Here is a 23,818-nt window from a genome sequence, read left to right as displayed (position 1 = left end):
GTCCTCGGGTGGGGTGGGTGGAGTGAATGGAAGGTGCGTATGGCCGCTCAGGCCACGGCCGCACGCTCGATGTCGGGAATGCCCAGGCCCGGCTCGGGCGTGAGCGCGGAGGCCAGCAGCCGGCGGGTGTAGGCGTGTTCGGGCCGGGCGAAGATCTGCTCGCGCGTGCCCAGTTCCACGATGGCGCCGCGGTACATCACGGCCACGCGGTCCACCAGGTGCTCGACCACGCCCAGGTCGTGGCTGATGAACAGGTAGGTCAGGCCGAACTCGGCCTTGAGGTCGAGCAGCAGGTTCAGGATCTGCGCCTGCACCGACACGTCGAGCGCCGAGGTCGGCTCGTCGCAGATCAGGATGTCGGGCCGCAGCACCAGCGCCCGCGCGATGGCCACGCGCTGGCGCTGCCCGCCCGACAGCTGGTTGGGGTACTGCGCATGGGTGCGCTCGGGCATGCCGACCAGATCGAGCATCTCGCGCACGCGCCGGCGCTGCTCCACGGCCGTGCCCACCTGGTGCAGGCGCAGCGGCACGCCGACGATGTCGGCCACGGTGCGGCGCGGGTTGAGCGATGAGTACGGGTCCTGGAAGATGGGCTGGATGCGCCGCGCCAGCGCGCGGCGCTGGCGCGGATCGATCTCCTTGCCATCGACCAGCACGCTGCCCGAGCTGGGCGGCAGCAGGCCCAGCAGCATCTTGGCGAGCGTGCTCTTGCCGCAGCCGGATTCGCCGACCAGGCCCAGCGTTTCGCCCTTGCGAACGCGCAGCGAGACGTCGTTCACCGCGTGGATCTCGCCGGGCGCGCGGAACAGTCCGCGCTTGAGGCGGAAGCTGCGGTGCAGCGCGCACAGCTCCAGGGCGATGTCGCTACCGGGTGCCGGGGGTAGGGGCTTGGGGGTCATGCGGCCTCCGCCAGGGGATGGGCCTGCACGCAGCGGACCGCGTGGTGGGCATCCACCGCCACATAGGGCGGCGTATGCGCGCAGGCCGGTTGCGCGTGCGCGCAGCGGTTGGAAAAAGCGCAGCCCTGGACGGTGCCGACCAGGCTGGGCACCACGCCGGGAATGGCCTGCAGCCGGCTGCCCGGCAGCGTCTTGCCGCGCACGGGAATGCAGTTGAGCAGGCCCTGCGTGTAGGGGTGCGTGGGCCGCGCGAACAACTCGCCCACCGGCGCGGTCTCGATCACCTCGCCCGCATACATCACCGCCACGCGGTCGGCGATGCGCGCCACCACGCCCAGATCGTGGGTGATGAAGACCACGGCCGTGCCGAACTCCTGCTGCAGCTCGCGCAGCAGCCGCAGGATCTGCGCCTGGATGGTCACGTCCAGCGCGGTCGTGGGCTCGTCGGCAATGATGAGGTCGGGCTCGCACATCAGCGCCATGGCGATCATCACGCGCTGGCGCAGGCCGCCCGAGAGCTGGTGCGGGTACTGGCGCAGGCGCTCGGGCGCCTGCGGCACGCCCGCCCGCTCCAGCAGGTACACGGCCCGCTCGCGCGCCTGGGCCATGCTCACCTTGCGGTGCGCGCGCAGCGCCTCGCACAGCTGGTCGCCCAGCGTGTACGACGGGTTGAGCGAGGTCATCGGCTCCTGGAAGATCATCGCCATGCGGGCGCCGCGCAGCGCCGCCATGCCGCGCTCGGGCAGGCCCTGCAGCTCGGCACCGTCGAAGCGCATGTGGTCGGCCGTGCGCACCGCCTTGCGCGGCAGCAGGCCCATGAGCGCGAGCGAGGTCATCGACTTGCCGCAGCCCGATTCGCCCACCAGGCAGAGCAGTTCGCCGCGGTTCACGTGGAAATCGATGCCGCGCACCGCGTGCAGCATGCCGCGCTCGGTGGGCAGGTCCACGCGCAGGTTATTCACGTCCAGCAAAGGGGTGGTCATGGGTCTTTGCCTTTCAGTTCCGGCCATCGGGGGCCGTGAGATCGCGGATGCCGTCGCCCACCAGGTTGATGGCCAGCACCAGCACGGCCAGCACCACGCCGGGGATCAGGATCACCCAGGGCTGGAAGAACATGTAGGCCTTGCCCTCGGCCACCATCAGGCCCCACGACGGCGTGGGCGGCTGCACGCCCAGGCCCAGGAACGACAGGGTCGATTCGAGCAGGATGGCGTGTGCCATCTCCAGTGTGGCGACCACGGTGAGAGCGCTCATCAGGTTGGGCAGCAGCTCGCGCACCAGGATGTACGGCGTGGATGCGCCCAGCGCCTTGGCCGCCGCGATGAACTCGGCATCGCGCAGCTGCTGCGTGGCAGAGCGGGTCACGATGGCGAAGCGGTCCCACAGCAAAAGGCCCAGCAGCACGATCACCACCTGCAGCGAGCCGCCCACGAGCGAGGCCATGGCCAGCGCCACCAGCACCACCGGCATGGCCAGGCGCGTGGTGATGATGTAGCTGATGACCGCATCCACCCGGCCGCCGAAGTAGCCGGCCAGCACGCCCAGCGTGGTACCGATGGCCCCGGCGATGAGCGCCGTGACCACACCGATCAGCAGCGACACGCGGGCGCCGTAGATGAGGCGGCTCAGGTAGTCGCGGCCGAGCTTGTCGGTGCCCAGCACGTGCTCCCAGCTGCCCTTGGCATGCCAGACGGGCGGAATGAGGCGCTGGGTCACATCCTGCGCATAGGGGTCGTGCGGGCTGATCCAGGGGGCGAGCAGCGCGGCCACCAGGGCCAGCACGAGCACGATGGCGCCGAGCACCAGGCCGCGCTGGCCCAGCACGCGGCGCAGCCAGCGGCGCCAGGCCGGTGGCGACGGCAGGGCCAGGGTGGCCGCCGCGCCGGGGGAGGAAAGGGTGGTGGAAGCGTTCATGGCAGTCTCCGGTGCGGTGGCGTCAGCGGGTGCGCATGCGCGGGTCGAGCGCGGCGTTGAGCACGTCGGCCAGGAAGGTGAGCGCGATGTAGAACACCGCGATGATCAGCACCACGGCCTGCACCACGGGGTAGTCGTTGCGCGCGATGGAGTCCCACGCGAGCTGCCCCAGCCCCTGCATGGAATACACCGACTCGATCACCACCGAGCCGCCGAGCATGAAGCCCAGCTCCACCGCGGCCAGCGCCACCACCGGAATGATGGCGTTGCGCAGCGCGTGCTTGAACACCACGCGCGAGCGGCTCAGGCCCTTGGCGCGCGCGGTGCGGATGTAGTCCGCGCCCAGCACGTCCAGCATGCCGGCCCGCGTGAGCCGCATCATGGCCGGCATGGCGTAGTAGCCGAGCGCCACCGCCGGCAGCACGAAATGCTGCCAGCTCGTGTTGCCCGCCACGGGCAGCCACTTCAGGCCCACGGCGAACAGCAGCACCAGCGTGAGCGCAAACCAGAAGGTCGGCATGGCCTGGCCCACCACCGCCACCATCAAGGCCAGGCGGTCGATCCACGTGTCGCGGTAGAGCGCGGCCAGCACGCCCAATGGAATGGCCACGGCCACGGCCAGCAGCAGCGCCACGCCACCGAGCTTGAGCGTGATGGGCAGGCGCTCGCCGACCAGCTCCATGACGGTGTTCTGGAAATAGAACGACCGCCCGAAATCCAGCCGCGCCGCCGCACCCAGCCAGTCGAAGAACTGCTCCACGATGGGGCGGTCCAGCCCGTACTGCACGCGGATCTTCTCCACGTCGGCAGCGCTCGATTCCGGGCCCGCGATCGCGGTGGCCAGGTCGCCCGACAGGTGCAGCAGCATGAAGCTGACGACCGCCACGGTCAGCATGACGCTCAGCGCCACCAGCAGGCGGCGAAAGATGTAGATCAGCATGGCAGGGGCCCGCGAGGGTGTGGGAGGGACACGAACGCCGGGGCCGTCACTTCCAGCTGGCCTGGAAGAAGCGCGGCAGCTCGTCGGGCTGGGCCTCGAACTTCAGGTCCGAGGTGAACGCGTAGTTGGTCGAGTACGAAAACAGCGGCGCCCACATGGCCTGGGTGGAGATGCGCTGCAGCGCCTGGGCGTACTTGGCCTTGCGCTCGGCCTTGTCCACCGTGGCGTCGGCCGTCTGCATCAGCGCGATGACCTGCGGGTCCTTGGCGGTGTCGTCGGGGCCGCCCTTGAAGAAGTTGCCCACGAAGGCCGAAGCGTCGTTGATCGAGAACGATCCCCAGGCCTGGAACGTGAGCGGCGCACGGCCGGCGCGCAGCTCGGTGCGCAGCGCCGGGTACTGCACGAAGTGCAGCCGCGCGCGGATGCCGACCTTGCGCAGGTCGCCGATCATCGCCTCGGCGTACTCGCGCTCGCGGTAGGCCCACAGCGCGGTGTCGAAACCGTTCGGGTAGCCTGCCTCGGCCAGCAGCGCCTTGGCCTTGGCCGGGTTGTATTCGTACTGCTGCACCTTGCTGGTGTCGCAGCCGAACTGCGTGCGAAAGCACGGCGCATACACCGGCTGGCTGCCGCCGCGCACCAGACTGTCGGCCAGCCCCTTGCGGTTGATGGCGTAGTTGAGCGCCTGGCGCACGCGGGGGTCCTTGAAGGGCGCGGCCTCGGGGGTGGTGCCGTTGTTGTTGATGGAGATGAAGCCCACGCGCATGGTCTCGCCGCTCAGCACCGAGAGGTTGGGCGCCGCCTTCAGCGAATCGGCCTGGTCGGCCGGCACGCGCCAGATCCAGTCCACCGCGCCGGTCATCAACTGGGCCATGCGGGCTTCAGGGTCGCGGATCACGGTGAACTTCACGGTGCCGATCTTGGGCTGGCCCGCAGGGCTGTCCTTGAAGTAGGCGGTGTTCTTCACCATCGTCACGCCCTGCCCCGGCACCACGCTGGTGATCTTGTAGGGGCCGCTGCCCACCGGCGCCTTGCTGAACCCTTCCAGCCCCACCTTGGTGAAATAGGCTGCGGGGTAGATGGGCGTGGGGCCGGCCAGGTATTCCAGCGCCGCGGGGAACGGCGTCTTGAGGTGGATGCGCACCTCGTAGTCGCTCACCTTGTCCACGCCCTTGATCCAATCGGTGTTCTGGCGCGTGGCGATCTTGGCGTCGGGGCCGGTCACCACGTTGAAGGTGTAGGCCACATCGTCAGCGGTGAACTTGTCGCCGTTGTGGAAGGTGACGCCCTGGCGCAGCGTGACCAGCAGCGCGGTGGGCGACTCCCACTTCCAGGCGGTGGCGAGCTGCGGCTTGAGCTCGCCCGTCTTCGTGTCGCGGTAGAGCAGCGTGTCCCACGCCATGGCCGCGAGCACGACGCCCTCGCGCATGTTGTTGTGGTACGGGCTCACGTTCTCGACCTCGTTGTCCGACGCATAGGTCAGCGTGTCGTTGGCCTTGCCGGCGTGCGCGCCGGCCCCGAAAACCATCATGCCCAGTGCCAGACAGCCCCGGCGCACCCAGTGGGTGAATAAATGCCCCATTGCGAACTCCTTCATCGTGATGAAACAGGAAACACAGTGAACGGGAGCAAGAATGGGACCTCGGAGGCGTTTCCGCCATTACCGAATATCGCGGCGAGCGATCTCAAAAAGGCAATGCTCCCGCCGCATTGCGCCTATGCTCGAGGGATTGCCGCAGTGCACCACGCCCCGTCGCCCACCGCCATGAAACGCTCGCAGATCGTCGCCCGCCAGTTGCAGGACACGGCCCTGCGCTACTTCCTGGAGGTGGTGCGCTGCGGCTCGATCAGCGAGGCCTCGCAGCGGCTGAACGTGGCGGGCTCGGCCATCAGCCGCCACATCGCGCACCTGGAAGACCTCCTGGGCGCGACGCTGTTCGACCGCCACGCGCGCGGCATGGTGCCCAGCGCGGCGGGCGAGCTGCTAGCGGTGCATGCGCAGAAGTCCGCGCACGACGCGGAGCGCGTGGTGCATGAAATGCAGGCGCTGCAGGGCATGGAGCGCGGGCGGGTGCGCCTGGCCTCGTCGGAGGGTTTTGCGCTGGAATTCCTGCCCCGGCTCATCAGCGATTTCCGGCGGCGGCACCCGGGCATCCAGTTCCACCTGGGGGTGTTTCCGCCGGCCGAAAGCACGCGGCGCGTGCTGCTGGGCGATGCGGACATCGGCATCACCATGAGCCGCAGTGCCGAAAAGGACATCCGCATCGAACTGCTGCAGCCTTCGCCCGTGCTGGCCGTGGTGCAGCGCGGCCATCCGCTGACGCGCTTTCAGCAGGTCAGCCTGTCGCAGCTGCAGAACTATCCCGTGGCGCTGCCCGAAATGGACACCACCGTGCGGCAGCTGTTCGACATCGCGTGCAGCCGCCAGAAGGTGCAGATCGACCCCGTGCTCACCAGCAACTACATCGCCAGCCTGTTTGGGTTCGTCAAGCACGAGCCCGAGGGCGTGTCCATCTCGGGCGAGATCACCATGCGCTACCAGATCGAGCGCGAGGAGATGGCCTGCGTGCGCCTGCGCGACCGTGGGCTGGACCTGCGCAACATCGAGGTGCAGACGCTGATGGGCCGCACGCTGTCACGCGCGGCGCAATCGTTTCTCGCGCACCTCAAGGAGCAGTTGCAGAGCGTGGCCGCGCCGCCCGGCGGCTGACCGCACCCAGCGCTCAGGCCACGCGCGGCCTCAGCCCAGGCGCTTGGTCAGCAACGCCTTGGCGGCGCGCGAGTTGGACGGCCGGCCCAGGAAGTCGCTGATGTACGCGCCCGCATCGATGAGCGCGTCCAGATCGATGCCCGTGTCGATGCCCATGCCGTGCAGCATGTAGACCACGTCTTCGGTCGCCACGTTGCCCGTGGCGCCCTTGGCGTAGGGGCACCCGCCCAGGCCGGCCACCGACGTGTCGTACTGCCACACGCCCATCTCCAGCGAGGCCAGCGTGTTGGCCAGCGCCTGGCCGTAGGTGTCGTGGAAGTGGCCCGACACCGCGTCGACGCCGTAGTGCTGCAAGGTGGCCTCCATGGCGCGCTGCACCTTGCGCGGCGTGCCCACGCCGATGGTGTCGGCCACGCCGACGTGCTGCACGCCGATCTGCTTCATCAGGCCCGCCAGGTACGCCACGCGCTCGGGCGCCACCTCGCCCTCGTAGGGGCAGCCCACGGTGCAGCTCATGGCGCCCCGCACGGCAATGCCCGCCGCGCGCGCCGCCTCGACCACCGGCGCGAAGCGCTCGATGCTCTCGGCGATGCTGCAGTTGATGTTCTTCTGGCTGAAGGCCTCGCTGGCCGAACCGAAGACGACGATCTCGTCGGGCCGCGTGGGCACCGCGGCCTCGTAGCCCTTGAGGTTGGGGGTGAGCACCGAATAGCGCACGCCGGGCTGGCGCTCGATGCCCGCCATCACCTCCACGTTGTCCGCCATCTGGGGCACCCACTTGGGCGAGACGAAGCTGGTGACCTCGATCTCCGTCAGGCCGGCCGCCTGCAGGCGGTGCACGAGACCGATCTTGACCTCGGCGGGCACGGGAGACTTTTCGTTCTGAAGGCCGTCGCGCGGGCCGACATCGACGAGTTTGACGCGGGAAGGAATGCTGCTGCTCATGGGGAAATCCTGCGGTGATGAATGCGGGGCGGTGCCCGAGGCCTAGTAGCCGCGCCGGGGATCCACGATGCCGGCCACCGGCTCGCCGCGCTGCATGGCGGCGATTTTGCGCGCGATCTGGGCGATGCTTTCTTCGCGCAGCGTGCGGGCGGAGGTATGGGGCGTGGTCGTGATGCGGGGGTGCGTGCGCAGCGGGTGGTCGGCGGGCAGCGGCTCGGTGCGGAACACGTCGAGCGTGGCCCCGGCCAGATGGCCGGCGTCGATGAGGGCGATCAGGTCGTCTTCGACCAGGTGCGCGCCGCGCGCCACATTGACGACATAGCCGCCCGGCTGCAGGCGCGAGAGCGTGTCGCGGTTCATGATGTCCTGCGTGTCGGGCGTGAGCGGCAGCAGGTTCACCAGCACGCGGCTGGCAGCCAGGAAGCTGTCGAAACCTTCCGCGCCATGAAAGGTCCGCACGCCCTCCACGGCCTTGGGCGAGCGGCTCCAGCCGTTCACCGGGAACTCGAAATGCGCCAGCGCCTTCGCCACGCGCTCGCCCAGCACCCCCAGGCCCATGACGCCGACGGAGAAGTGGCTGCGCAGGCGCGGCCGGCGGTAGGCCCAGCCCCCGGCGCGCATGTCGGCCTCATAGGCCTCGAACTCGCGGAAATGGCGCACCACCGCGTGGCACACGTATTCGGCCATCTGCACTGCCATGCCGGCATCGTCCAGCCGCACCACCTGCGCGCCGGGCGGCAGGCGCAGGGCCAGCAGCGCATCCACGCCTGCGCCGATGTTGAAGAGCGCCTGGATGCCGGCCTGCTCGTCCATGAACTGCTGGGGCGGTGCCCAGACCACGGCGAAATCGGCCGGGGGCGCGCCGGGTTGCCAGACGGTGATGTGCGCCCCGGGCAGCGCGGCCTGCAGGCCCTGCAGCCAGGGCTCGGCCTTGGTGTGCGTACAGCAAAAGGTGATGTTCATGGCCCAGGAGCGTATCGCGGCTGCGGATTGCGCGCTGTCACGCGGGCGAGAGCTTGAGCAGCTCGGCGCCTTCGGTCACCTGGTCGCCGGGCGCATAGAGCAGCTCCTGCACCGTCCCGTCCACGGGCGCGGCGATGGTGTGCTCCATCTTCATGGCCTCCATCACGGCCAGGGCCTGGCCCTTGGTCACGGCATCGCCCGCTTTCACGGCGAACGACACCACCTTGCCGGGCATGGGCGCGGTCAGGCGTCCGCCTTCGGACTGCGCCTCGCCCGCATGGGCAAGCAGGTCGATGGCGACGATCTGCGTGGCGCCGCGCGGCGTGAAGACGTGGTCGGTCTCGCCCTGGGAATGCACCACGGCGCGCGTGCGCTGGCCGGCGAAGTGCAGGTCCAGGCCCTCGCCATCGGCGGTGAAGGCCAGCGGCCCGGCCACGGCCGCCTCGCCCTCGCCCACCGCCAGCTCCATCGCGCCGCCCGCGGCGTAGGTGAGCCAGGCGTTGGCAGGCTGGCCGCCGAACTCGAACGCGAACCGGCGGCGCGTCACGCCGTGCGATTGCCAGCCGTCGCGGCGGCTGAAGGGGTCGGCCCCCTCGGTGGCGCGCTCGCGCTGCAGCGTCCGGGCCACCGCTGCCGCCGCGGCCAGCGGCAGGCCCACCGGCTCCTGGTGGAACAGCACCGCCTGCTCGCGCGGGATCAGGGCCGTGTCCAGGTTGGCCTGCACGAACGAATCGGTGCGGGCCACGCGGCGCAGGAACTGCACGTTGGTGGACAGGCCCACGATGCGGGTCTGCGCCAGCGCCTCGTCGAGCCGGGCCAGGGCCTGCTCACGCGTGTCGCCGTGCACGATGAGCTTGGCGATCATCGAGTCGTAGAAGGGGCTGATGGCATCGCCCTCGCGCACGCCGTCATCGATGCGCACACCGCCGCTGCCCAGGGGCGCGCGCTCGAAGCTGGTGGCCGCGGGCTTGCGGTACACCTGCAGCGTGCCGGTGGCAGGCAGGAACTGGTTGTCGGGGTTCTCGGCGCAGATGCGCGCCTCGATGGCATGGCCGCCGATGCGCAACTGGTCCTGCGCCAGCGGCAACGGCTCACCAAAGGCCACGCGCAGTTGCCACTCCACCAGGTCCTGGCCGGTGATGGCCTCGGTCACCGGGTGCTCCACCTGCAGGCGGGTGTTCATCTCCATGAAGAAGAAGTCCATGGACCCATCGGCCCGCTGCTCCACGATGAATTCCACCGTGCCCGCGCCCACGTAGTTCACCGCGCGGGCGGCGGCCACGGCGGCGTTGCCCATCTCGGCGCGCATGGCCGGGGTCATGCCGGGGGCTGGGGCCTCTTCCAGCACCTTCTGGTGGCGCCGCTGCACCGAGCAGTCGCGCTCGAACAGGTACACGCAGTTGCCCAGGGTGTCGCCGAACACCTGGATTTCGATGTGGCGCGGGCGCTGCACGTATTTTTCGATGAGCACCGCGTCGTCGCCGAAGCTGTTGATGGCCTCGCGCTGGCACGACGCCAGGGCGGCGGCGAAGTCTTCCGACCGGTCCACCGCGCGCATGCCCTTGCCGCCGCCGCCCGCGCTGGCCTTGATGAGCACGGGGTAGCCGATGCGGTCGGCCTCGCGCTGCAGCAGCGCGGGGTCCTGGTCGGCCCCGTGGTAGCCCGGCACCAGGGGCACGCCGGCCTTTTCCATGAGCTGCTTGGACTCGGCCTTCAGGCCCATGGCCTGGATGGCAGACGGGGGTGGGCCGATGAACACCAACCCGGCATCCGCACAGGCCTGGGCGAACTCCTCGTTCTCCGACAGGAAGCCGTAGCCGGGGTGCACGGCCTGCGCGCCCGTGGCCCGGGCCGCGTCGATGATGCGCTGCCACTGCAGGTAGCTTTCCTTGGGCGAGCTGCCGCCGATGTGCACGGCCTCGTCGCATGCGGCGACGTGCTTGGCGCCGGCGTCGGCATCGGAGTACACGGCCACGGTCTTCACGCCGAGCCGGCGGGCGGTCGCGGCCACACGGCAGGCGATTTCACCGCGGTTGGCAATCAGGATTTTGGAGAACATTCAAACCACCTTCGCAGGACCGGAAAAAAGGGACGACACGCGCCGCAGCACGGCACGCAGGAATTTGAAAAGCACGATCAGCAGCAGCGCTGACAGCACCAGCATCACGACCAGCGCAATGCCGAACAGCACCGGGTGCTGCGTGGCCATCCAAACGACGGCCACCACCAGGCCGTCCTCGAAGAACGACAGCAGCCAGTTGGAGAACGGCTCGGGCGAGGTGTTGGCCGCGGCGCGCGTGGTCATCTTGGTGGCCAGGGCCGTGGCCGAGAGCGAGCCGCCCAGCAGCCCCGCGACGAGGCCCATGGTGGCGTTGTCGGCGCCGAACACGCCCGCGGCCAGCAGCGCGCCGCCGGGAATGCGGATGACGGTGTGCACCGCATCCCAGGCGCTGTCCAGCCAGGGCACCTTGTCGGCGAAGAACTCCACGCACAGCAGCAGCCCGCTCACGGTGAGGACGGCCGGGTGCTGCAGCACGTGCAGCCCGGCAGGCAACGGCAGCCAGCCGCCCGCACCCATGAGCCCCACGATGAAGACCACCGCATAGAGCCGGAAGCCGCTGGCCCAGCCGAGCGCAGCGGCCAGCGCCAGCAGGCCCGGCAGGTCCATCGCCGAAGTGGCCTGGGCCGCGCCGGCCGCTACGTCGCGGGCGGTGCCGGGGTCCACGTGCAGCCCAATGGTGTGGAGCCACTGAACGATGTGCAGCCAGAGCGCTTCCATCTCAGCGCACCCGCAGATGATGGACCACCCGCAGCGCGGGGACCTGGCACGGCGTCACCTGCCCGATGGCCGCGGAGCAGGCCGCGCCAGCAGACGCCGTGGAACTGGCTTTGCCAGGCCACTGGCGGCGTCCCCCGGGGGGGAAGGCGCCGAAGGCGACACAGGGGGGATATCTCATGATTCCAGCCACGAGGGCTTGCGCTTTTGCAGGAAGGCCTGCACGCCCTCGCGGCCCTCGTCGCTGGCGCGGATGTCGGCAATGCCCTGCACCGTGGCGGCGATGAGCGCGGCATCGATGTCGCGGCCCGCCACGTCCTGCACCAGCCGCTTGCAGGCGCGCACCGCGGCCGGGCTGGCGCTGGTGAGCGCCTTGAGCCAGGCATCCACCGTGTCGTCGAGCTGCTCGAACTCCACCACCGCATGCACGAAGCCCAGGTGCAGCGCCTCGGCCGCGCCGAAGCGCTCGGCGGTCAGGAAATAGCGGTGGGCGGCGCGCGCGCCCATGGCGCGGATCACATAGGGGCTGATGGTCGCCGGGATGAGCCCCAGCTTCACCTCCGACAGGCAAAAGCCCGCCGTATCGACGGCCACCGCCATGTCGCAGGCCGCCACCAGGCCCATGCCGCCGGCATACACGTCGCCCTGCACGCGGGCGATGGTGGGCTTGGGGCATTCGTAGATCGTGCGCAGCATCTCGGCCAGCGCGCCGGCGTCGGCCACGTTTTCCTCGCGCGTGTAGTCGGCCATGCGGCGCATCCAGTTCAGGTCGGCGCCGGCACAAAAGGCCGTGCCCTGCGCGGCCAGGACCACGGCTCGCACGCCCTCGCGGCTGCCTGCCTGCGCGAAGGCGTCGGTGAGCGCGGCAATGGTTTCGTCATTGAAGGCGTTGCGCAGATCGGGCTGCGCCAGCGTGATGCGCGCCACGGCGCCGTCATAGGCCGTCTGGACGGAATTCATGGGTTGGGTCCTCGGTGCTCTGGAGAAAAAGCCGGACGCGAATGCGGCCGGATGCGTGCGGCGGGCGAATGTGCGGGCCTCATGGTGCGTCCCAGACAACGTGGTCGTCCACGGCATACAGGTGGCAGGTGGCTGCCTTGGCGTTTTCGTTGCAGCGGGCCACCGCCGCGGCCATGGCATCGGCCCGGCCGTAGTAGTAGGCCCAGGCGCCGCTGGGCGCGATGGCGTAGGCCCGGGGCCACGGCGCCGCGAGAAACTTGCGGTAGCCCTCGCGCGCCGCATCGCGCACGTAGGGGATGGCCGACGCATCGGCGACGGGGTAGGCGTCGGTGGCCCGGGGCACGGCGCTGTCGTGCGGCATCATCGGAATGTGCGTCACCGGCCGGGACGGCAGGCCCAGGCCGGCCAGGAAGCGCTCCACCTCCGGCAGCCAGATCGGCACGCCGCTTTGCGAGGCGAACAGCCGGTGCGAATCGGTTCCGAACCGGCCATACGCCACCAGCTGCGCCCGCCCACCGGCGGCCACGTAGCGCGCGTACATGTCGCGGTACAGCGAGGTGGGCCAGTACGAATCGTTGTCGCCGTAGAACCACAGCGACGGCAGGCGCGTGCCCTGGCCGTAGGCACCGAAGGCGCTGGCCAGGTTGTTTTCCCAGCCAGGGCATTGCTCCTGCCGCAGCCCGCCGGCGAAATTGATGAGCCCGCGCACGCCGGGCGGGCTCAGCGTGCCCAGCGCCAGGGTGGTCAGGCCGCCGTGCGACTGGCCGACGACCACGATGCGCTGGCTGTCCGCATCGGGCAGGCGGCGCACGTAGGCCAGCGCGGCCTGCACGTCCTCGGCCTGGTTGCGGCCATTGCCTTCCACGTTGCAGCCGCTGCCCAGGTAGGCGCCCGTGGACCGCGAGAAGCCCTGGCGCATCGGGATCACCACGAGGTAGCCGCGCTCCACGAACACGCGGGCGGCCGCCAAGTAGCGCGCACGCTCCTGCAGGCGCGGATTGCCGTTGGCCTTGCCGTGGTTGATCACGACGACGGGAAACGGGCCCGTGCCCGCCGGGCGGTACACGGTGGTTTCCAGCTCGGTGGCCAGCAGCCCTTCGCCCTTGGGCACCATCACGATCTGCTCGCGCAGCGTGGCATCCAGCGTGGGCGGTGTGGACGGCGCCAGCTGCGCCAGGGCGGGCAAGGCGCCCAGCAGCAGCGCGCAGCGCAGCAGCCAGGCCAGGGCGTGTCGGCGAAGGGTCATGGCGGGATCTGCGTCGGAGTCTTCGGCAGGCTGGCGGTCACATGCGGAACAGGCCGAACTTCGTGTCTTCGATGGGCGCATTGCGCGTGGCCGACAGGCCCAGCGCCAGCACGCGGCGCGTGTCGGCGGGGTCGATCACGCCGTCGTCCCACAGCCGCGCGGTGGCGTAGTAGGGGTGGCCCTGGCTCTCGTACTGCTGGCGGATGGGAGCCTTGAAGGCCTCTTCTTCCTCGGCACTCCACTGGCCGCCCTTGCCCTCGATGCCGTCGCGCTTGACGGTGGCGAGCACGCTCGCGGCCTGGTCGCCGCCCATGACGGAGATGCGCGCGTTGGGCCACATCCACAGGAAGCGCGGCGAATACGCCCGCCCGCACATGCCGTAGTTGCCCGCGCCGAACGAGCCGCCGATGACGATGGTGAACTTGGGCACGGCGGCGGTGGCCACGGCGGTGACCATCTTGGCACCGTTGCGCGCGATGCCCTCGTTCTCGTACTTGCGGCCCACCATGAAGCCGGTGATGTTCTGCAGGAACACCAGCGGGATCTTGCGCTGGCAGCACAGCTCGATGAAGTGCGCGCCCTTGAGGGCGGACTCGCTGAACAGGATGCCGTTGTTGGCGATGATGCCCACGGGCATGCCCTCGATGCGCGCGAAGCCCGTGACCAGCGTGGTGCCGTAGCGCGCCTTGAACTCGTCGAACTCGCTGCCGTCGACGATGCGGGCGATGATCTCGCGCACATCGAAGGGCTTGCGCGTGTCTACCGGAATCACGCCGTACAGTTCATCCGCTATGAATTTAGGAGCAACAGAGGCATGCAATTCCCCGGCATGGGCCTTGTTTCTATTCAAATTGCGCACCGCGTTGCGGGCCAGCTGCAGCGCGTGCAGGTCGTTTTGCGCCAGGTGGTCGGCCACGCCGGACAGGCGCGTGTGCACGTCGCCGCCCCCTAAGTCCTCGGCCGTCACGACCTCGCCCGTGGCCGCCTTCACCAGCGGCGGGCCGCCCAGGAAGATGGTGCCCTGGTTCTTGACGATGATGGATTCGTCGCTCATGGCCGGCACGTAGGCGCCGCCAGCCGTGCACGAGCCCATCACCACGGCGATCTGCGCGATGCCCTGCGCGCTCATGTGCGCCTGGTTGTAGAAGATGCGGCCGAAGTGGTCGCGGTCGGGAAACACTTCGTCCTGGTTGGGCAGGTTGGCGCCGCCGGAATCCACCAGGTAGATGCACGGCAGGTGGTTCTGCGCGGCCACCTCCTGCGCGCGCAGGTGCTTCTTCACCGTCATGGGGTAGTAGGTGCCGCCCTTCACCGTGGCGTCGTTGCACACCACCATGCAGTCCACGCCGCTCACGCGGCCGATGCCGGCGATCAGCCCGGCGCCGGGCGCGTCGTTGTTGTACATGTTGAGCGCGGCCAGGGGCGCCAGTTCGAGGAACGGCGTGCCGGGGTCCAGCAGCATCTGCACACGCTCGCGCGGCAGCAGCTTGCCGCGGGCCGTGTGCTTGGCGCGGGCGGCTTCGCCGCCGCCCTGGGCCACCTGGGCGGTGCGGGCGCGCAGGTCATCGACCAGGGCGCGCATGGCGGCGGCATTGGCCAGGAAGTCGGCCGAGCGGGCATTGAGTTGGGATTCGAGGATCATGCGGTGGTGCTTTCCTGCAGGCCGAGCTGTTCTTTCATGGCGTCGCGGATCTTGAATTTCTGGATCTTGCCGGTCACCGTCATCGGAAACTCGGCGACGAATCGGATGTAACGCGGCACCTTGTAGTGCGCGATCTGACCCTTGCAGAACGCGCGGATGTCGTCCTCGGTGGGCGCGGCCGTGCCGGGCTTGGGAATGATCCAGGCGCACAGCTCTTCGCCGTACCGGGCATCGGGCACGCCCACCACCTGCACGTCCTGCACCTGCGGGTGGCGGTAGAGAAACTCCTCGATCTCGCGCGGGTACACGTTCTCGCCGCCGCGGATCACCATGTCCTTGATGCGGCCGACGATGTTCACATAACCCTCGGCGTCCATGGTGGCCAGGTCGCCGGTGTGCATCCAGCCGGCGTCGTCGATGGCCTCGCGGGTCCTGGCCGGGTCGTCCCAGTAGCCGTGCATGACCGAGTAGCCGCGCGTGCACAGCTCGCCGCGCTCGCCCACGGGCACCACGGCGCCGGATTCGGGGTCGATGATCTGGATCTCCAGGTGCGGCTGCACCTGGCCCACGGTGGACACGCGCTTGTCCAGCGGCGTCTCGGTGCTGCTCTGGCAGCTGACCGGGCTGGTTTCGGTCATGCCGTAGGCGATGGTGATCTCCGACAGGTGCATGTCGCTCACCACGCGCTTCATCACCTCGATGGGACACGGCGAGCCGGCCATGATGCCGGTGCGCAGCGTGGACAGGTCGAACTCGGCGAAGCGCGGGTGGTCCAGCTCGGCGATGAACATCGTGGGCACGCCGTGCAGGCCAGTGCAGCGCTCGGCCTGCACCGTCTCCAGCACCTTGAGCGGATCGAAGCCGTCGCTCGGGTACACGATGGCCGCGCCGTGCGTGAGGCAGGCCAGGTTGCCCAGCACCATGCCGAAGCAGTGGTACAGCGGCACGGGAATGCACAGCCGGTCCTCGGGGGTGAGCCGCATGCACTCGCCGATGAAGAACCCGTTGTTCAGGATGTTGCGGTGCGTGAGCGTGGCGCCCTTCGGAAAGCCCGTGGTGCCGCTCGTGAACTGGATGTTGATGGGGTCGTTGGCGTCCAGCGTGGCGGCCACGGCATCGATGCGCGCATCCTGCGCGTCGCCGCGCGCCATCAGTTCGGAAAACCGCAGCAGGCCGGGCGAGTCGTCGCCGCCCGCCGCGTCTCCCGGCGCGCCGTCGATCCACACCACCGTGCGCAGCTGCGGCAGCCGGTCGGACTGCAGTGCGCCAGGCGTGCCGGCGGCCCACTGCGGCGCCAGTTCGCGCAGCATGCCCAGGTAGTCGCTGGTCTTGAAGCGCGCCATGGTCACCAGCGCCTTGCAGCCGACCTTGTTGAGCGCGTATTCCACCTCCGACGTGCGGTAGGCGGGGTTGATGTTGACCAGCACCAGACCCACCTGCGCGGTGGCCAGCTGCATGAGCACCCATTCGGCGTTGTTGTGCGACCAGATGCCCACCCGGTCGCCCGGGTTCAGGTCCAGCCCCAGCAGCGCGCTGGCCAGGCGGCGCACCTCGGTGTGCAGTTGGCCGTAGGTGTAGCGCAGGCCCTGGTGCACGCTCACCAGCGCCTCGCGGTCCGGCTGGCGCTGCGCCATGTCGCTGAAGAAGGCGCCGATCGTCTGCTCGATCAGGGGCACCGCCGTGCTGCCGCGTGCAAAGGCGGAAGTCAACGGGGCGGTCGGGCTCACTGGGTCCATGGCAATGTCTCCTCGTGTGGCACGCCCCCGGCCCGGCCGGGAACGGCGATGGGCCGCAGCATACGCCCGCCCGGGCCCGGACCGCATGACAGATGGGGTCACAAAGGTTGCAATATGCGCCACACAAGGCAAACTCCCCCCATGCCCGAACCCGCCACCGCCCTGCCCCGCACCGCCCCCCACGCGCCCACCGCCGCCACGCCCATGGCCTTCGTACGGGCCATCGTGCAGGCCTACACCCAGCGCGGCATGGACGCCTCGGCCGTGCTGCGGCAGGCACAAATCACGCCATCGGACATCGCGCATCCGCACGGGCGCATCACGGCGCTGCAGATGGAGCAGCTCTCCGACGGCGCCATGCGCGAACTGGACGACGAGGCCCTGGGCTGGTTTGGCCGGCGCCTGCCCTGGGGCAGCTACGGCATGCTGGCGCGGGCCTCGATCAGCGCGCCGCACCTGGGCCTGGCCCTGCAGCGCTGGTGCCGCCACCACGGCCTGCTGACCGACGACATCGCCCTGCACCTGACCAGCGACGGCGCCACCGCCACGCTGGCGATCACCGAACACCGCGACCTGGGCACGCTGCGCGAGTTCTGCCTGGTCTCGATGCTGCGCAACGCGCTGGGGCTGGCCTGCTGGCTCATCGATTCGCGCCTGCCGCTGCAGGGCGCGGATTTTCCTTTCGCGCCACCGCCGCACCAGGCGGCCTATCCGCTGCTGTTCGCCGGCCCCATCGCCTTCCGCGCGCCGCATGCCGCGCTGCGCTTCGATGCGCGCTATCTGGCGATGCCGCTGCAGCGCGACGAGAACGCGCTGCGCACCATGCTGCAGCGCGCGCTGCCCCTGACCGTGCGCCAGTACCGGCGCGACCGCCTGCTGGTGCAGCGCGTGCGGCAGGCGCTGGCAGCCGACACTGGCACGCTGCAGGGCGCGGACGCGCTGGCCGAGCGGCTGCACCTGTCGCCGCGCACGCTGCACCGCCAGCTCAAGGAAGAAGGCGCGTCGCTGCAGGCGCTGAAAGACGAGGTGCGCCAGCACCGCGCCATCGAATGGCTGCACCGCACCGACCGGCCGATCAAGCAGGTGGCGCAGGCCGCGGGCTTTCTCAACGAAAAGAGCTTCATCCGCGCGTTTCGGGGCTGGACAGGGCAGTCCCCCGCCGCGTTCCGCCGCGCTGCCCGGCTCGCGGGCGGGGGTTGATCCGGCCAGGGGCCTGCTCTAGGTAGCCTCGTCCGCAATGGGGCGCACGAACAGCTTGGCATAGCTGCGCAAGGTGCCCGATTGCGACAGGTCGTCGGTAATGAACGCCCGGTACTTGGCGCTCAATGCGTCGCCCGACGCGCCGCTGCCGTGGTTGACCTGATCGAGAAAATCCTGCCGCATCTGCTGCAGTTGCGCGTGCGACATCCCACGGTCCTTCAGCGTCTGGAACGCCGCCTCCCGCTTCATCCCGGCGAGGGCGATGGGCTTGGCTCCTGCGGCCGCGGGCACCGCCGCCGGCGCTTGCTGCACCTTGGCGGAGAACTTCGGCGCCTCCTGCCGCCCGGCGCCCGCATTCGGCCGGGGACCGGCATCGGCCTGGGGACCGGTGTCTGGCTTGGGGCCGGCATCCGCCTTGGCACCTCCGGCGCCCGCTTTCGGCGGAGGCGGCAAAGCCGTCAGAAAATCCACCACTCCGGCGGTGTCGTTCAACAGCAACTGCTTCAGCTCCGGCTCGGTGAAGTTCTCGCGCAGCCTCTGCCAGTTCTCGGCACGGACCTCGGGGCCCTTGCCCGGGGCATGGCCGCCCAGGATCGCCACGAGATCCTTCAGCCTCGGTGGGTCCATGCGATCGATTTCATGCAGTTGGAACACGGCCAACACCTGGGCTGCAGGCGATTTCGGCAGTGCCGGCGTTGTCAGGAACTTCATCACGGCGGCAGTCTTCTTCAGCAGCAACTGCTGCAGCTCGGGCCCTTTGAACTGGCTGCGCAGCAGCTTCCAGTTCCGGACCAGCAGCGCCGGGTCCACGCCCAGGGTGCGCCCGCCCAGGAGCTTCGTGAACTGCTTGACCTGCATCGGGGTCATGCGGTCGACTTCATGCAGCGGGATGCTGGACAGCACCTGCGCGACCGTCGGCTTCACCGGAACGATCGGTGGCGCGCCCGGCCGCCGGGCATGGGCGCTGGCGTGTCCCGCGAACTTCTGCGGCGCAGGCCCCCGGCGGTCGGTGGCGGTGGCGCTGTCGGCCGGGTGGCCCGCCGCCCTGCGCTGCGGCATCGGCCCCGTGCCCGCACCGGGCTTGGAGCGGCCCTGCCGCGCGGGCTCCCGGTACTCCGGAACGGCATTGGCACCGCGTTCGGAGGCGCTGTTGAAACGGGAAGAAGGGCTCTTGGGAATGTGAATCGACATGGGCGGCTCCTGAGGGAGGGCAGCAAGCGGTGCCGCGCACCACGTCCCATCCCACCGCTTCGGATCGTGGGAGCAAAAACCCCGGACCTGCCGCGGCGGAGCGAACCCATGCCCCGCGCTGCGAAGGCGCGTCGGCATGGCCGCCCCGGTCACCCGCCCCGACGGCACCGGCAGACCGTGGCCGCCGTGCCGCCGCCTCTCCGTCAACCCAGCAGTTCGGGCAACTCGGCCATGTGGACCATCACGTGCACCGCCCCGGCGGCGCGCAGCGCCTGGGCCGACCCGTGTCCCACGGGCGCCGGGCTGTAGCCGACCACCGTGGCGCCCGCCGCCACGCCGGCCTGCACGCCCGTGACCGAATCCTCCACCACCAGGCAGCGCACCGGGGCCACGCCCAGCGCGGCGGCCGCGGCCAGGTACACATCGGGCGCGGGCTTGGTGCGGGGCATTTCGTGGCCGCTGAAGACGCGGCCCTGGAAGAACGGCGTCAGGCCCACCTTGGCCAGTTGCAGCTCCACCTTGAAGCGGTCGGCACCCGACGCGCAGGCGATGCGCCCCCCGAGCCGCGCATGCACGGCACGCACGGCATCGGGGGCGCCGGGAATGGGGCCCAGCTCGGCCTGCAGGGCGGCATTGCGGCGGGCGTAGAAATCGGCCATCCAGGCGTCGGTCAGCGGCTGGCCGGTTTCGGCCTCGATGCGCGCCGCCTCGCTGCGCACGGCCTTGCCCAGGAAGATGGCCAAGCATTCCTCGGGCGTGAGCGACCAGCCCGAGGCTTCGAGCCGGTCGCGCAGCACGCGGTGGGTGATGGGTTCGCTGTCCACGAGCACGCCGTCGCAGTCGAACAGCACGGCGTCGTAGGAAGAAGGGAACGAGGAGGAAGATGGCATGGACGATCAGCAAAACAGGAAGAGATCAGCGCGAAGGAACCGCCCCCCTGCGCGATCCGCCGAATCTATCCGACGAGCGCTTGTTTGCCACGTGCACCCAGCAAGTCCTGTCGCGTGCGGGTTTTCTCTCACCTCCATTCTCGGGGCAGGCGATGACACTGCATCCAAAATACAAAACGCAAAAAAAAGGGGGGAGAAGCAACATGGACATACCCGTCGCGAAGCCTGCCGATAAAAAACCACATCCACCAGTGAACGCTGGCTACGGCGCAAAGAGTGACATGGACCTGTGCGTGAAAACGCGCAGGAAGGCCCTTGCCAAAGAGGGCACCCCTGTCCAGTCGGAAACCTGGGGGCTGGCCCTGTCCGGCGGCGGCATCCGCAGTGCCACATTCTGCCTGGGCTTGGTGAGCGGACTGGCGCAGCAAAAGATATTCCACCGGTTTGACTACCTGTCCACCGTCTCCGGCGGGGGCTACATTGGCGCGGCCCTCGGTAAGTTGTATTGCGAAAAGGGTGCCTCCGCCGCTGTTCGGGAGCAACAGCTCGCAGGCGCCCAGGACACGTGGCTCGTATGGTGGCTGCGGGCCACCAGCCGCTACCTCACCCCGCGCGGAGCCAAGGACTTGCTCAACGCGGGCGCTCTCATGTTTCGCAACCTGCTGGGCATTCATTTGGAACTGGCTTTGGTGGGCATACTGATAGGTGTCTTGCTGGCCGGCACCAACATGCTTGCCTGGTGGGGTTTACACGCGCTTTCCCAACAACCTTCCGCAGTCACCGTGATCGTGAACGCAGGCGCGGTTCTGCAGCCATGGATGTCCCTTTGGTGGCTGGTGGCTGCGGTATTCCTATTGGCGCCCCTTCCCTACATGGCCGCCTATTGGGCGGTTCCTGGTGGACGAAGGCAGGGGGGGCTGACCCAAACGTGGCGATGGCTCTCCTACGGGATCCATGGCTTGATGGGCATCATGGCGATCTGCATGGCTTATGGCCGGGATGACTTCTGGAACCAGCAACCGGATGGCGTGCTGCGCATGGTCTGCGGTGTAGTGGGTTTGGCGTTCGTCTGCGTGGCTACCGCACCTGTATTAGCAGTCCAAGTGGCAAAGGAAGCCAGGCAAAAAGCACCTTACGATGCCGGCCATGCCACCGTACGTAACCTACTCACCGCGCGGCTGGCAAACTGGCTGAAATGGATACTGCGTCTGCTGGCGATAGGAGCCTTTGATCGGCTCGGCTGGTTTCTGGCGTTTGGCGAACTGACCTGGGACCATTGGGCACTGACGCCTGCCGTGGTGGTGGCCACATTATTAGCCACCAGAATTCTGGCAGCTCGTGTGCACGCACCCGCCGGCACGCCGCCAGCCGGCAGGGCTCTGCGGCGTAGGGTGGTAGATGCTCTGGGCCTCGCGCTATTGAGTCTGCTACTCGGATTCTGGATCAGTGTGGTCTACCAGCATGGACTGGGCGCTCTTTTCCTTGAAGGGGGGCCACTCGCCTTCGGAAACGCTCTGTACGTGCTGGCAGGATTCGGCGTGGCTCCTGTGATCTACATCGCATTGAGTCGCAGCAACGTGCATTTCCTTAATGTGTCCTCCTTGCACATGTTCTATCGCGCCCGTCTGTGCCGAAGCTACCTGGGGAGCACCAATCGCAGTCGCTTCGGCAACCAAGACCCACTGGACCGGGTGGCCACAGCCGGACAATCGAGCCACCAAGCCGCCCCCTCTGTCTTTGAGGTGCATCCCGCCGACAGCATCAGGATGGGTGACTACGCGCCCCACCACAACGGCGGTCCGGTCCATCTGATCAACGTCACCGTGAATCAGTCTTTCGATGCGCGCGGCGGGCTGTACAACCAGGATCGAAAGGGCCAGTCGCTTTCGGTCGCCGGCGGCGGCTTATGGCGCGTGGGCTCGGACGACTGGAAACATTCGCCCGATGTCGCACGCAGCGAACTACAGCAGTGGATGGCCATCTCGGGCGCCGCCTTCACGCCGGGACTGGGCGGCCAGACCTCTTCCGGTTTGGCCGCGCTGTTGTTCATGGCTGGCGTGCGGCTGGGCTATTGGTGGGACCATGCGCCCTTCAAAGGGTGGTCACGCCTTGCGCCCAAATACCGCCTGATGCTGGACGAAGCACGCGGCCAATTCGGAGGGGTCAATGCACCCTACTGGTATCTCAGTGACGGCGGGCATTTCGAGAACACGGGCGCCTATGCATTGCTGCGCCAAGGCGTGGACCTGATCGTGCTTGCCGACTGCGGCGCCGACCCCCGCTATAGCTTCGACGATGTGGAAAACCTGGTGCGCAAAGCGCGCATTGACTTGGGCGTGGAGATCGAGTTCCAGCGGGTGGTGGGTGCTCCTCCATCAAACCATTTCGGCTCTATCGGCGATCTCAAAGATCCGCAAGGCTCGGCTTGCCTCGCCGTGGCCAAGGTTTTCTATCCTGGCCGGGCGAACCCCGGCCATCTCGTCTTGGTCAAGCCCAACATCTACCATGGCCTCCCCATTGACCTCATCAATTACAAGATCGACTGTGACAGTTTTCCCCAGGAAACCACCACCGACCAATTCTTCAGCGAAGCGCAATGGGAGAGCTACTTCAAACTCGGCCGATGCCTTGGAATGACGCTGGATGCCCGGCTCCTGCAAGGCCTGCCAGACAACGCCAGTTTCCAGCCGGACACTCCATCGACGAAACCAGAAGCTCCGACGCCCAAAGCCCACATCTCTCCTGGAGGATCATGGATCCCGTCGCGTGTTGCTCCCAGCGTGCGCTCAGGGCTGGGGGCGTTGGGCGCCTTGGCTTTGGCGCTTGCTGCCTACCAGGGATGGACCGCGATGCAGCGGGCTTACACGATAGAAGCCTCTAGCCTGCGAGAGTTGCTTGGCCGAGTGGTTCTGCTCAGTGAGCAGCATGGACCGGAATCTCCGCAATTGCGTATTCCGATGGCGGTCATCACCCAGCGCTTCTGCACCCCGCCCCAGCCGCTAGCATTCATCACGCCCACCATGATCGCGTTGTTCGATGCGGTCATAGAGGGGTGCAAAAAAAGCGACGCCATGACCAATCCATCCTGCGAAGCCTTGCTCAAGCCTGCCACCAATGCGTGCCTTCACCCCCCGCCACGCAAAGTACCCGTCTATTGGGGGGCGGACTTCAGCAGCGAAGAGGTCCGGCGCAAAATGCAAGAAGAGGCTTCTTCCAGTGCCAGGCAGACAGCCCTCAGCGCATCGCCACCGAGCGACATTGATCTGTGCCGTGGAAAGACCATCTATTTATGGACCCATGGAAGTGGCCGTGAAGCCGATACGGCAAGGCTCACCAAACGTTGGAACGAATGGACAACCGTCTTGCCGCAGACGAAATATGTCGTCGCCTCGGCGGCGGAGATCAGGAGGCCGATACAAAGGCCTCAACCGACAACAACAGTGACCTACCACACGCCCGGCGACATAGGATGCGCAATACAGATCAAGATGCTTAGCGATTGGAAGCCGATAGACCTGCCCATTACCATCCAGCCCCTGCCCAGTGGATACCGAGGGCGCGCGGGAACCATCGACGTCTGGCTGGCCTCGCCCATCGGAAACTGAAAACGGGTGCCCATCCAAAAAGGATGAACACCCACGATCGCAGCGGACGCGCGTGGTCCGGCACACAGGCGCCGGCACGCCCCTGCGTCGGGGTGACTGGCATCAAAGCAACGAACGCGGACGATATCCGCCCGGTTCGGTACAAGGAGCGGGTGATTTTCAGTACATTGCACCCCATGCCCTCCCCCCTTTCGGGGGGGTATT

General features: G+C 68.3%; 18 protein-coding genes. 3 read left to right on the top strand and 15 right to left on the bottom strand.

Going from position 1 to position 23,818, the window contains the following annotated elements:
• Positions 1 to 47 precede the first annotated feature (47 nt).
• The 5 genes from AVKW3434_RS04080 to AVKW3434_RS04060 are packed head-to-tail and all read right to left on the bottom strand — an operon-like array spanning position 48 to position 5,281.
• On the bottom strand, positions 48 to 899 hold the full coding sequence (locus AVKW3434_RS04080; protein WP_284404706.1) for an ATP-binding cassette domain-containing protein: 852 nt from the start codon (positions 897 to 899) through the stop codon (positions 48 to 50).
• Positions 896 to 1,882: an ABC transporter ATP-binding protein gene (locus AVKW3434_RS04075; protein WP_284404704.1), complete on the bottom strand. Its 987-nt coding sequence runs from the start codon at positions 1,880 to 1,882 to the stop codon at positions 896 to 898. Before AVKW3434_RS04075 ends, AVKW3434_RS04080 begins: the two co-directional genes overlap by 4 nt.
• A gap of 13 nt (positions 1,883 to 1,895) precedes the next feature.
• Positions 1,896 to 2,813 (bottom strand): ABC transporter permease, encoded by a 918-nt coding sequence (locus tag AVKW3434_RS04070; RefSeq protein WP_272565313.1) that lies wholly within the window; start codon positions 2,811 to 2,813, stop codon positions 1,896 to 1,898.
• 22 nt (positions 2,814 to 2,835) lie between these two features.
• Positions 2,836 to 3,753 carry an ABC transporter permease gene (locus AVKW3434_RS04065; RefSeq protein ID WP_272550879.1) on the bottom strand — a complete coding sequence of 306 codons (918 nt, stop codon included), beginning with the start codon at positions 3,751 to 3,753 and terminating at the stop codon, positions 2,836 to 2,838.
• A 46-nt stretch (positions 3,754 to 3,799) separates the two neighbouring features.
• Positions 3,800 to 5,281, bottom strand: a complete 1,482-nt coding sequence (locus tag AVKW3434_RS04060) for an ABC transporter substrate-binding protein (RefSeq protein ID WP_272569814.1) — start codon at positions 5,279 to 5,281, stop codon at positions 3,800 to 3,802.
• A 234-nt stretch (positions 5,282 to 5,515) separates the two neighbouring features.
• On the opposite strand from AVKW3434_RS04060, the gene AVKW3434_RS04055 reads away from it, so the two are divergent.
• Positions 5,516 to 6,460: a LysR family transcriptional regulator gene (locus tag AVKW3434_RS04055; RefSeq protein WP_349816826.1), complete on the top strand. Its 945-nt coding sequence runs from the start codon at positions 5,516 to 5,518 to the stop codon at positions 6,458 to 6,460.
• A 30-nt stretch (positions 6,461 to 6,490) separates the two neighbouring features.
• Here AVKW3434_RS04055 and AVKW3434_RS04050 read toward each other — a convergent pair whose 3' ends face one another.
• The 8 genes from AVKW3434_RS04050 to AVKW3434_RS04015 all read right to left on the bottom strand — a co-directional run bounded on the left by AVKW3434_RS04050 (position 6,491) and on the right by AVKW3434_RS04015 (position 16,728).
• Positions 6,491 to 7,405 carry a hydroxymethylglutaryl-CoA lyase gene (locus tag AVKW3434_RS04050; RefSeq protein ID WP_284404702.1) on the bottom strand — a complete coding sequence of 305 codons (915 nt, stop codon included), beginning with the start codon at positions 7,403 to 7,405 and terminating at the stop codon, positions 6,491 to 6,493.
• Between the two features lie 42 nt (positions 7,406 to 7,447).
• Positions 7,448 to 8,368 (bottom strand): 2-hydroxyacid dehydrogenase, encoded by a 921-nt coding sequence (locus tag AVKW3434_RS04045; RefSeq protein ID WP_284404700.1) that lies wholly within the window; start codon positions 8,366 to 8,368, stop codon positions 7,448 to 7,450.
• A 37-nt stretch (positions 8,369 to 8,405) separates the two neighbouring features.
• Entirely contained in the window at positions 8,406 to 10,427 is a 2,022-nt protein-coding gene (locus AVKW3434_RS04040) for an acetyl-CoA carboxylase biotin carboxylase subunit (protein ID WP_284404698.1), read from the bottom strand.
• On the bottom strand, positions 10,428 to 11,147 hold the full coding sequence (locus tag AVKW3434_RS04035; protein ID WP_284404696.1) for a DUF4126 domain-containing protein: 720 nt from the start codon (positions 11,145 to 11,147) through the stop codon (positions 10,428 to 10,430).
• Positions 11,148 to 11,321: 174 nt separating this feature from the next.
• On the bottom strand, positions 11,322 to 12,104 hold the full coding sequence (locus AVKW3434_RS04030) for an enoyl-CoA hydratase/isomerase family protein (RefSeq protein WP_284404694.1): 783 nt from the start codon (positions 12,102 to 12,104) through the stop codon (positions 11,322 to 11,324).
• A 79-nt stretch (positions 12,105 to 12,183) separates the two neighbouring features.
• A complete protein-coding gene (locus AVKW3434_RS04025; protein ID WP_284404692.1) occupies positions 12,184 to 13,350 on the bottom strand; it encodes a dienelactone hydrolase family protein in 1,167 nt (388 codons plus the stop codon).
• Between the two features lie 37 nt (positions 13,351 to 13,387).
• Positions 13,388 to 14,992, bottom strand: a complete 1,605-nt coding sequence (locus AVKW3434_RS04020) for a carboxyl transferase domain-containing protein (RefSeq protein WP_272565326.1) — start codon at positions 14,990 to 14,992, stop codon at positions 13,388 to 13,390.
• Positions 14,989 to 16,728 carry an AMP-binding protein gene (locus AVKW3434_RS04015; RefSeq protein WP_284404689.1) on the bottom strand — a complete coding sequence of 580 codons (1,740 nt, stop codon included), beginning with the start codon at positions 16,726 to 16,728 and terminating at the stop codon, positions 14,989 to 14,991. The genes AVKW3434_RS04020 and AVKW3434_RS04015 overlap by 4 nt, the downstream gene beginning before the upstream one ends.
• A gap of 141 nt (positions 16,729 to 16,869) precedes the next feature.
• Between AVKW3434_RS04015 and AVKW3434_RS04010 the strand changes: the two genes are divergently transcribed.
• Entirely contained in the window at positions 16,870 to 17,928 is a 1,059-nt protein-coding gene (locus tag AVKW3434_RS04010; RefSeq protein WP_284404687.1) for an AraC family transcriptional regulator, read from the top strand.
• An 18-nt stretch (positions 17,929 to 17,946) separates the two neighbouring features.
• Here AVKW3434_RS04010 and AVKW3434_RS04005 read toward each other — a convergent pair whose 3' ends face one another.
• Complete coding sequence (locus AVKW3434_RS04005; protein ID WP_284404686.1) at positions 17,947 to 19,119, bottom strand: hypothetical protein; 1,173 nt, start codon at positions 19,117 to 19,119, stop codon at positions 17,947 to 17,949.
• 203 nt (positions 19,120 to 19,322) lie between these two features.
• Complete coding sequence (locus tag AVKW3434_RS04000) at positions 19,323 to 20,009, bottom strand: HAD family hydrolase (protein ID WP_284404685.1); 687 nt, start codon at positions 20,007 to 20,009, stop codon at positions 19,323 to 19,325.
• Between AVKW3434_RS04000 and AVKW3434_RS03995 the strand changes: the two genes are divergently transcribed.
• The gene (locus AVKW3434_RS03995) at positions 20,003 to 23,614 is read left to right on the top strand and encodes a patatin-like phospholipase domain-containing protein (RefSeq protein WP_284404684.1); all 3,612 of its coding nucleotides are present in this window, start codon (positions 20,003 to 20,005) and stop codon (positions 23,612 to 23,614) included. The two genes, AVKW3434_RS04000 and AVKW3434_RS03995, sit on opposite strands and share 7 nt — an antisense overlap.
• The last annotated feature ends 204 nt before the right edge of the window (positions 23,615 to 23,818 follow it).

Origin of the sequence: Acidovorax sp. SUPP3434 (genome assembly GCF_030159015.1) — a bacterium.
In the GTDB taxonomy this organism is placed as follows: Bacteria; Pseudomonadota; Gammaproteobacteria; order Burkholderiales; family Burkholderiaceae_C; genus Paracidovorax.
This window is presented reverse-complemented; position numbering and strand designations above follow the sequence as displayed.

Excerpts from the sequence above, each read along its gene's own strand:
- AVKW3434_RS04025 (WP_284404692.1), bottom strand. The coding sequence starts at position 13,350 with ATGACCCTTCGCCGACACGCCCTGGCCTGGCTGCTGCGCTGCGCGCTG.
- AVKW3434_RS04065 (WP_272550879.1), bottom strand. The coding sequence starts at position 3,753 with ATGCTGATCTACATCTTTCGCCGCCTGCTGGTGGCGCTGAGCGTCATG.
- AVKW3434_RS04020 (WP_272565326.1), bottom strand. The coding sequence starts at position 14,992 with ATGATCCTCGAATCCCAACTCAATGCCCGCTCGGCCGACTTCCTGGCC.
- AVKW3434_RS04055 (WP_349816826.1), top strand. The coding sequence starts at position 5,516 with ATGAAACGCTCGCAGATCGTCGCCCGCCAGTTGCAGGACACGGCCCTG.
- AVKW3434_RS04000 (WP_284404685.1), bottom strand. The coding sequence starts at position 20,009 with ATGCCATCTTCCTCCTCGTTCCCTTCTTCCTACGACGCCGTGCTGTTC.
- AVKW3434_RS03995 (WP_284404684.1), top strand. The coding sequence starts at position 20,003 with ATGGCATGGACGATCAGCAAAACAGGAAGAGATCAGCGCGAAGGAACC.
- AVKW3434_RS04035 (WP_284404696.1), bottom strand. The coding sequence starts at position 11,147 with ATGGAAGCGCTCTGGCTGCACATCGTTCAGTGGCTCCACACCATTGGG.
- AVKW3434_RS04080 (WP_284404706.1), bottom strand. The coding sequence starts at position 899 with ATGACCCCCAAGCCCCTACCCCCGGCACCCGGTAGCGACATCGCCCTG.
- AVKW3434_RS04010 (WP_284404687.1), top strand. The coding sequence starts at position 16,870 with ATGCCCGAACCCGCCACCGCCCTGCCCCGCACCGCCCCCCACGCGCCC.
- AVKW3434_RS04015 (WP_284404689.1), bottom strand. The coding sequence starts at position 16,728 with ATGGACCCAGTGAGCCCGACCGCCCCGTTGACTTCCGCCTTTGCACGC.
- AVKW3434_RS04005 (WP_284404686.1), bottom strand. The coding sequence starts at position 19,119 with ATGTCGATTCACATTCCCAAGAGCCCTTCTTCCCGTTTCAACAGCGCC.
- AVKW3434_RS04075 (WP_284404704.1), bottom strand. The coding sequence starts at position 1,882 with ATGACCACCCCTTTGCTGGACGTGAATAACCTGCGCGTGGACCTGCCC.
- AVKW3434_RS04060 (WP_272569814.1), bottom strand. The coding sequence starts at position 5,281 with ATGATGGTTTTCGGGGCCGGCGCGCACGCCGGCAAGGCCAACGACACG.
- AVKW3434_RS04045 (WP_284404700.1), bottom strand. The coding sequence starts at position 8,368 with ATGAACATCACCTTTTGCTGTACGCACACCAAGGCCGAGCCCTGGCTG.
- AVKW3434_RS04040 (WP_284404698.1), bottom strand. The coding sequence starts at position 10,427 with ATGTTCTCCAAAATCCTGATTGCCAACCGCGGTGAAATCGCCTGCCGT.
- AVKW3434_RS04070 (WP_272565313.1), bottom strand. The coding sequence starts at position 2,813 with ATGAACGCTTCCACCACCCTTTCCTCCCCCGGCGCGGCGGCCACCCTG.
- AVKW3434_RS04030 (WP_284404694.1), bottom strand. The coding sequence starts at position 12,104 with ATGAATTCCGTCCAGACGGCCTATGACGGCGCCGTGGCGCGCATCACG.
- AVKW3434_RS04050 (WP_284404702.1), bottom strand. The coding sequence starts at position 7,405 with ATGAGCAGCAGCATTCCTTCCCGCGTCAAACTCGTCGATGTCGGCCCG.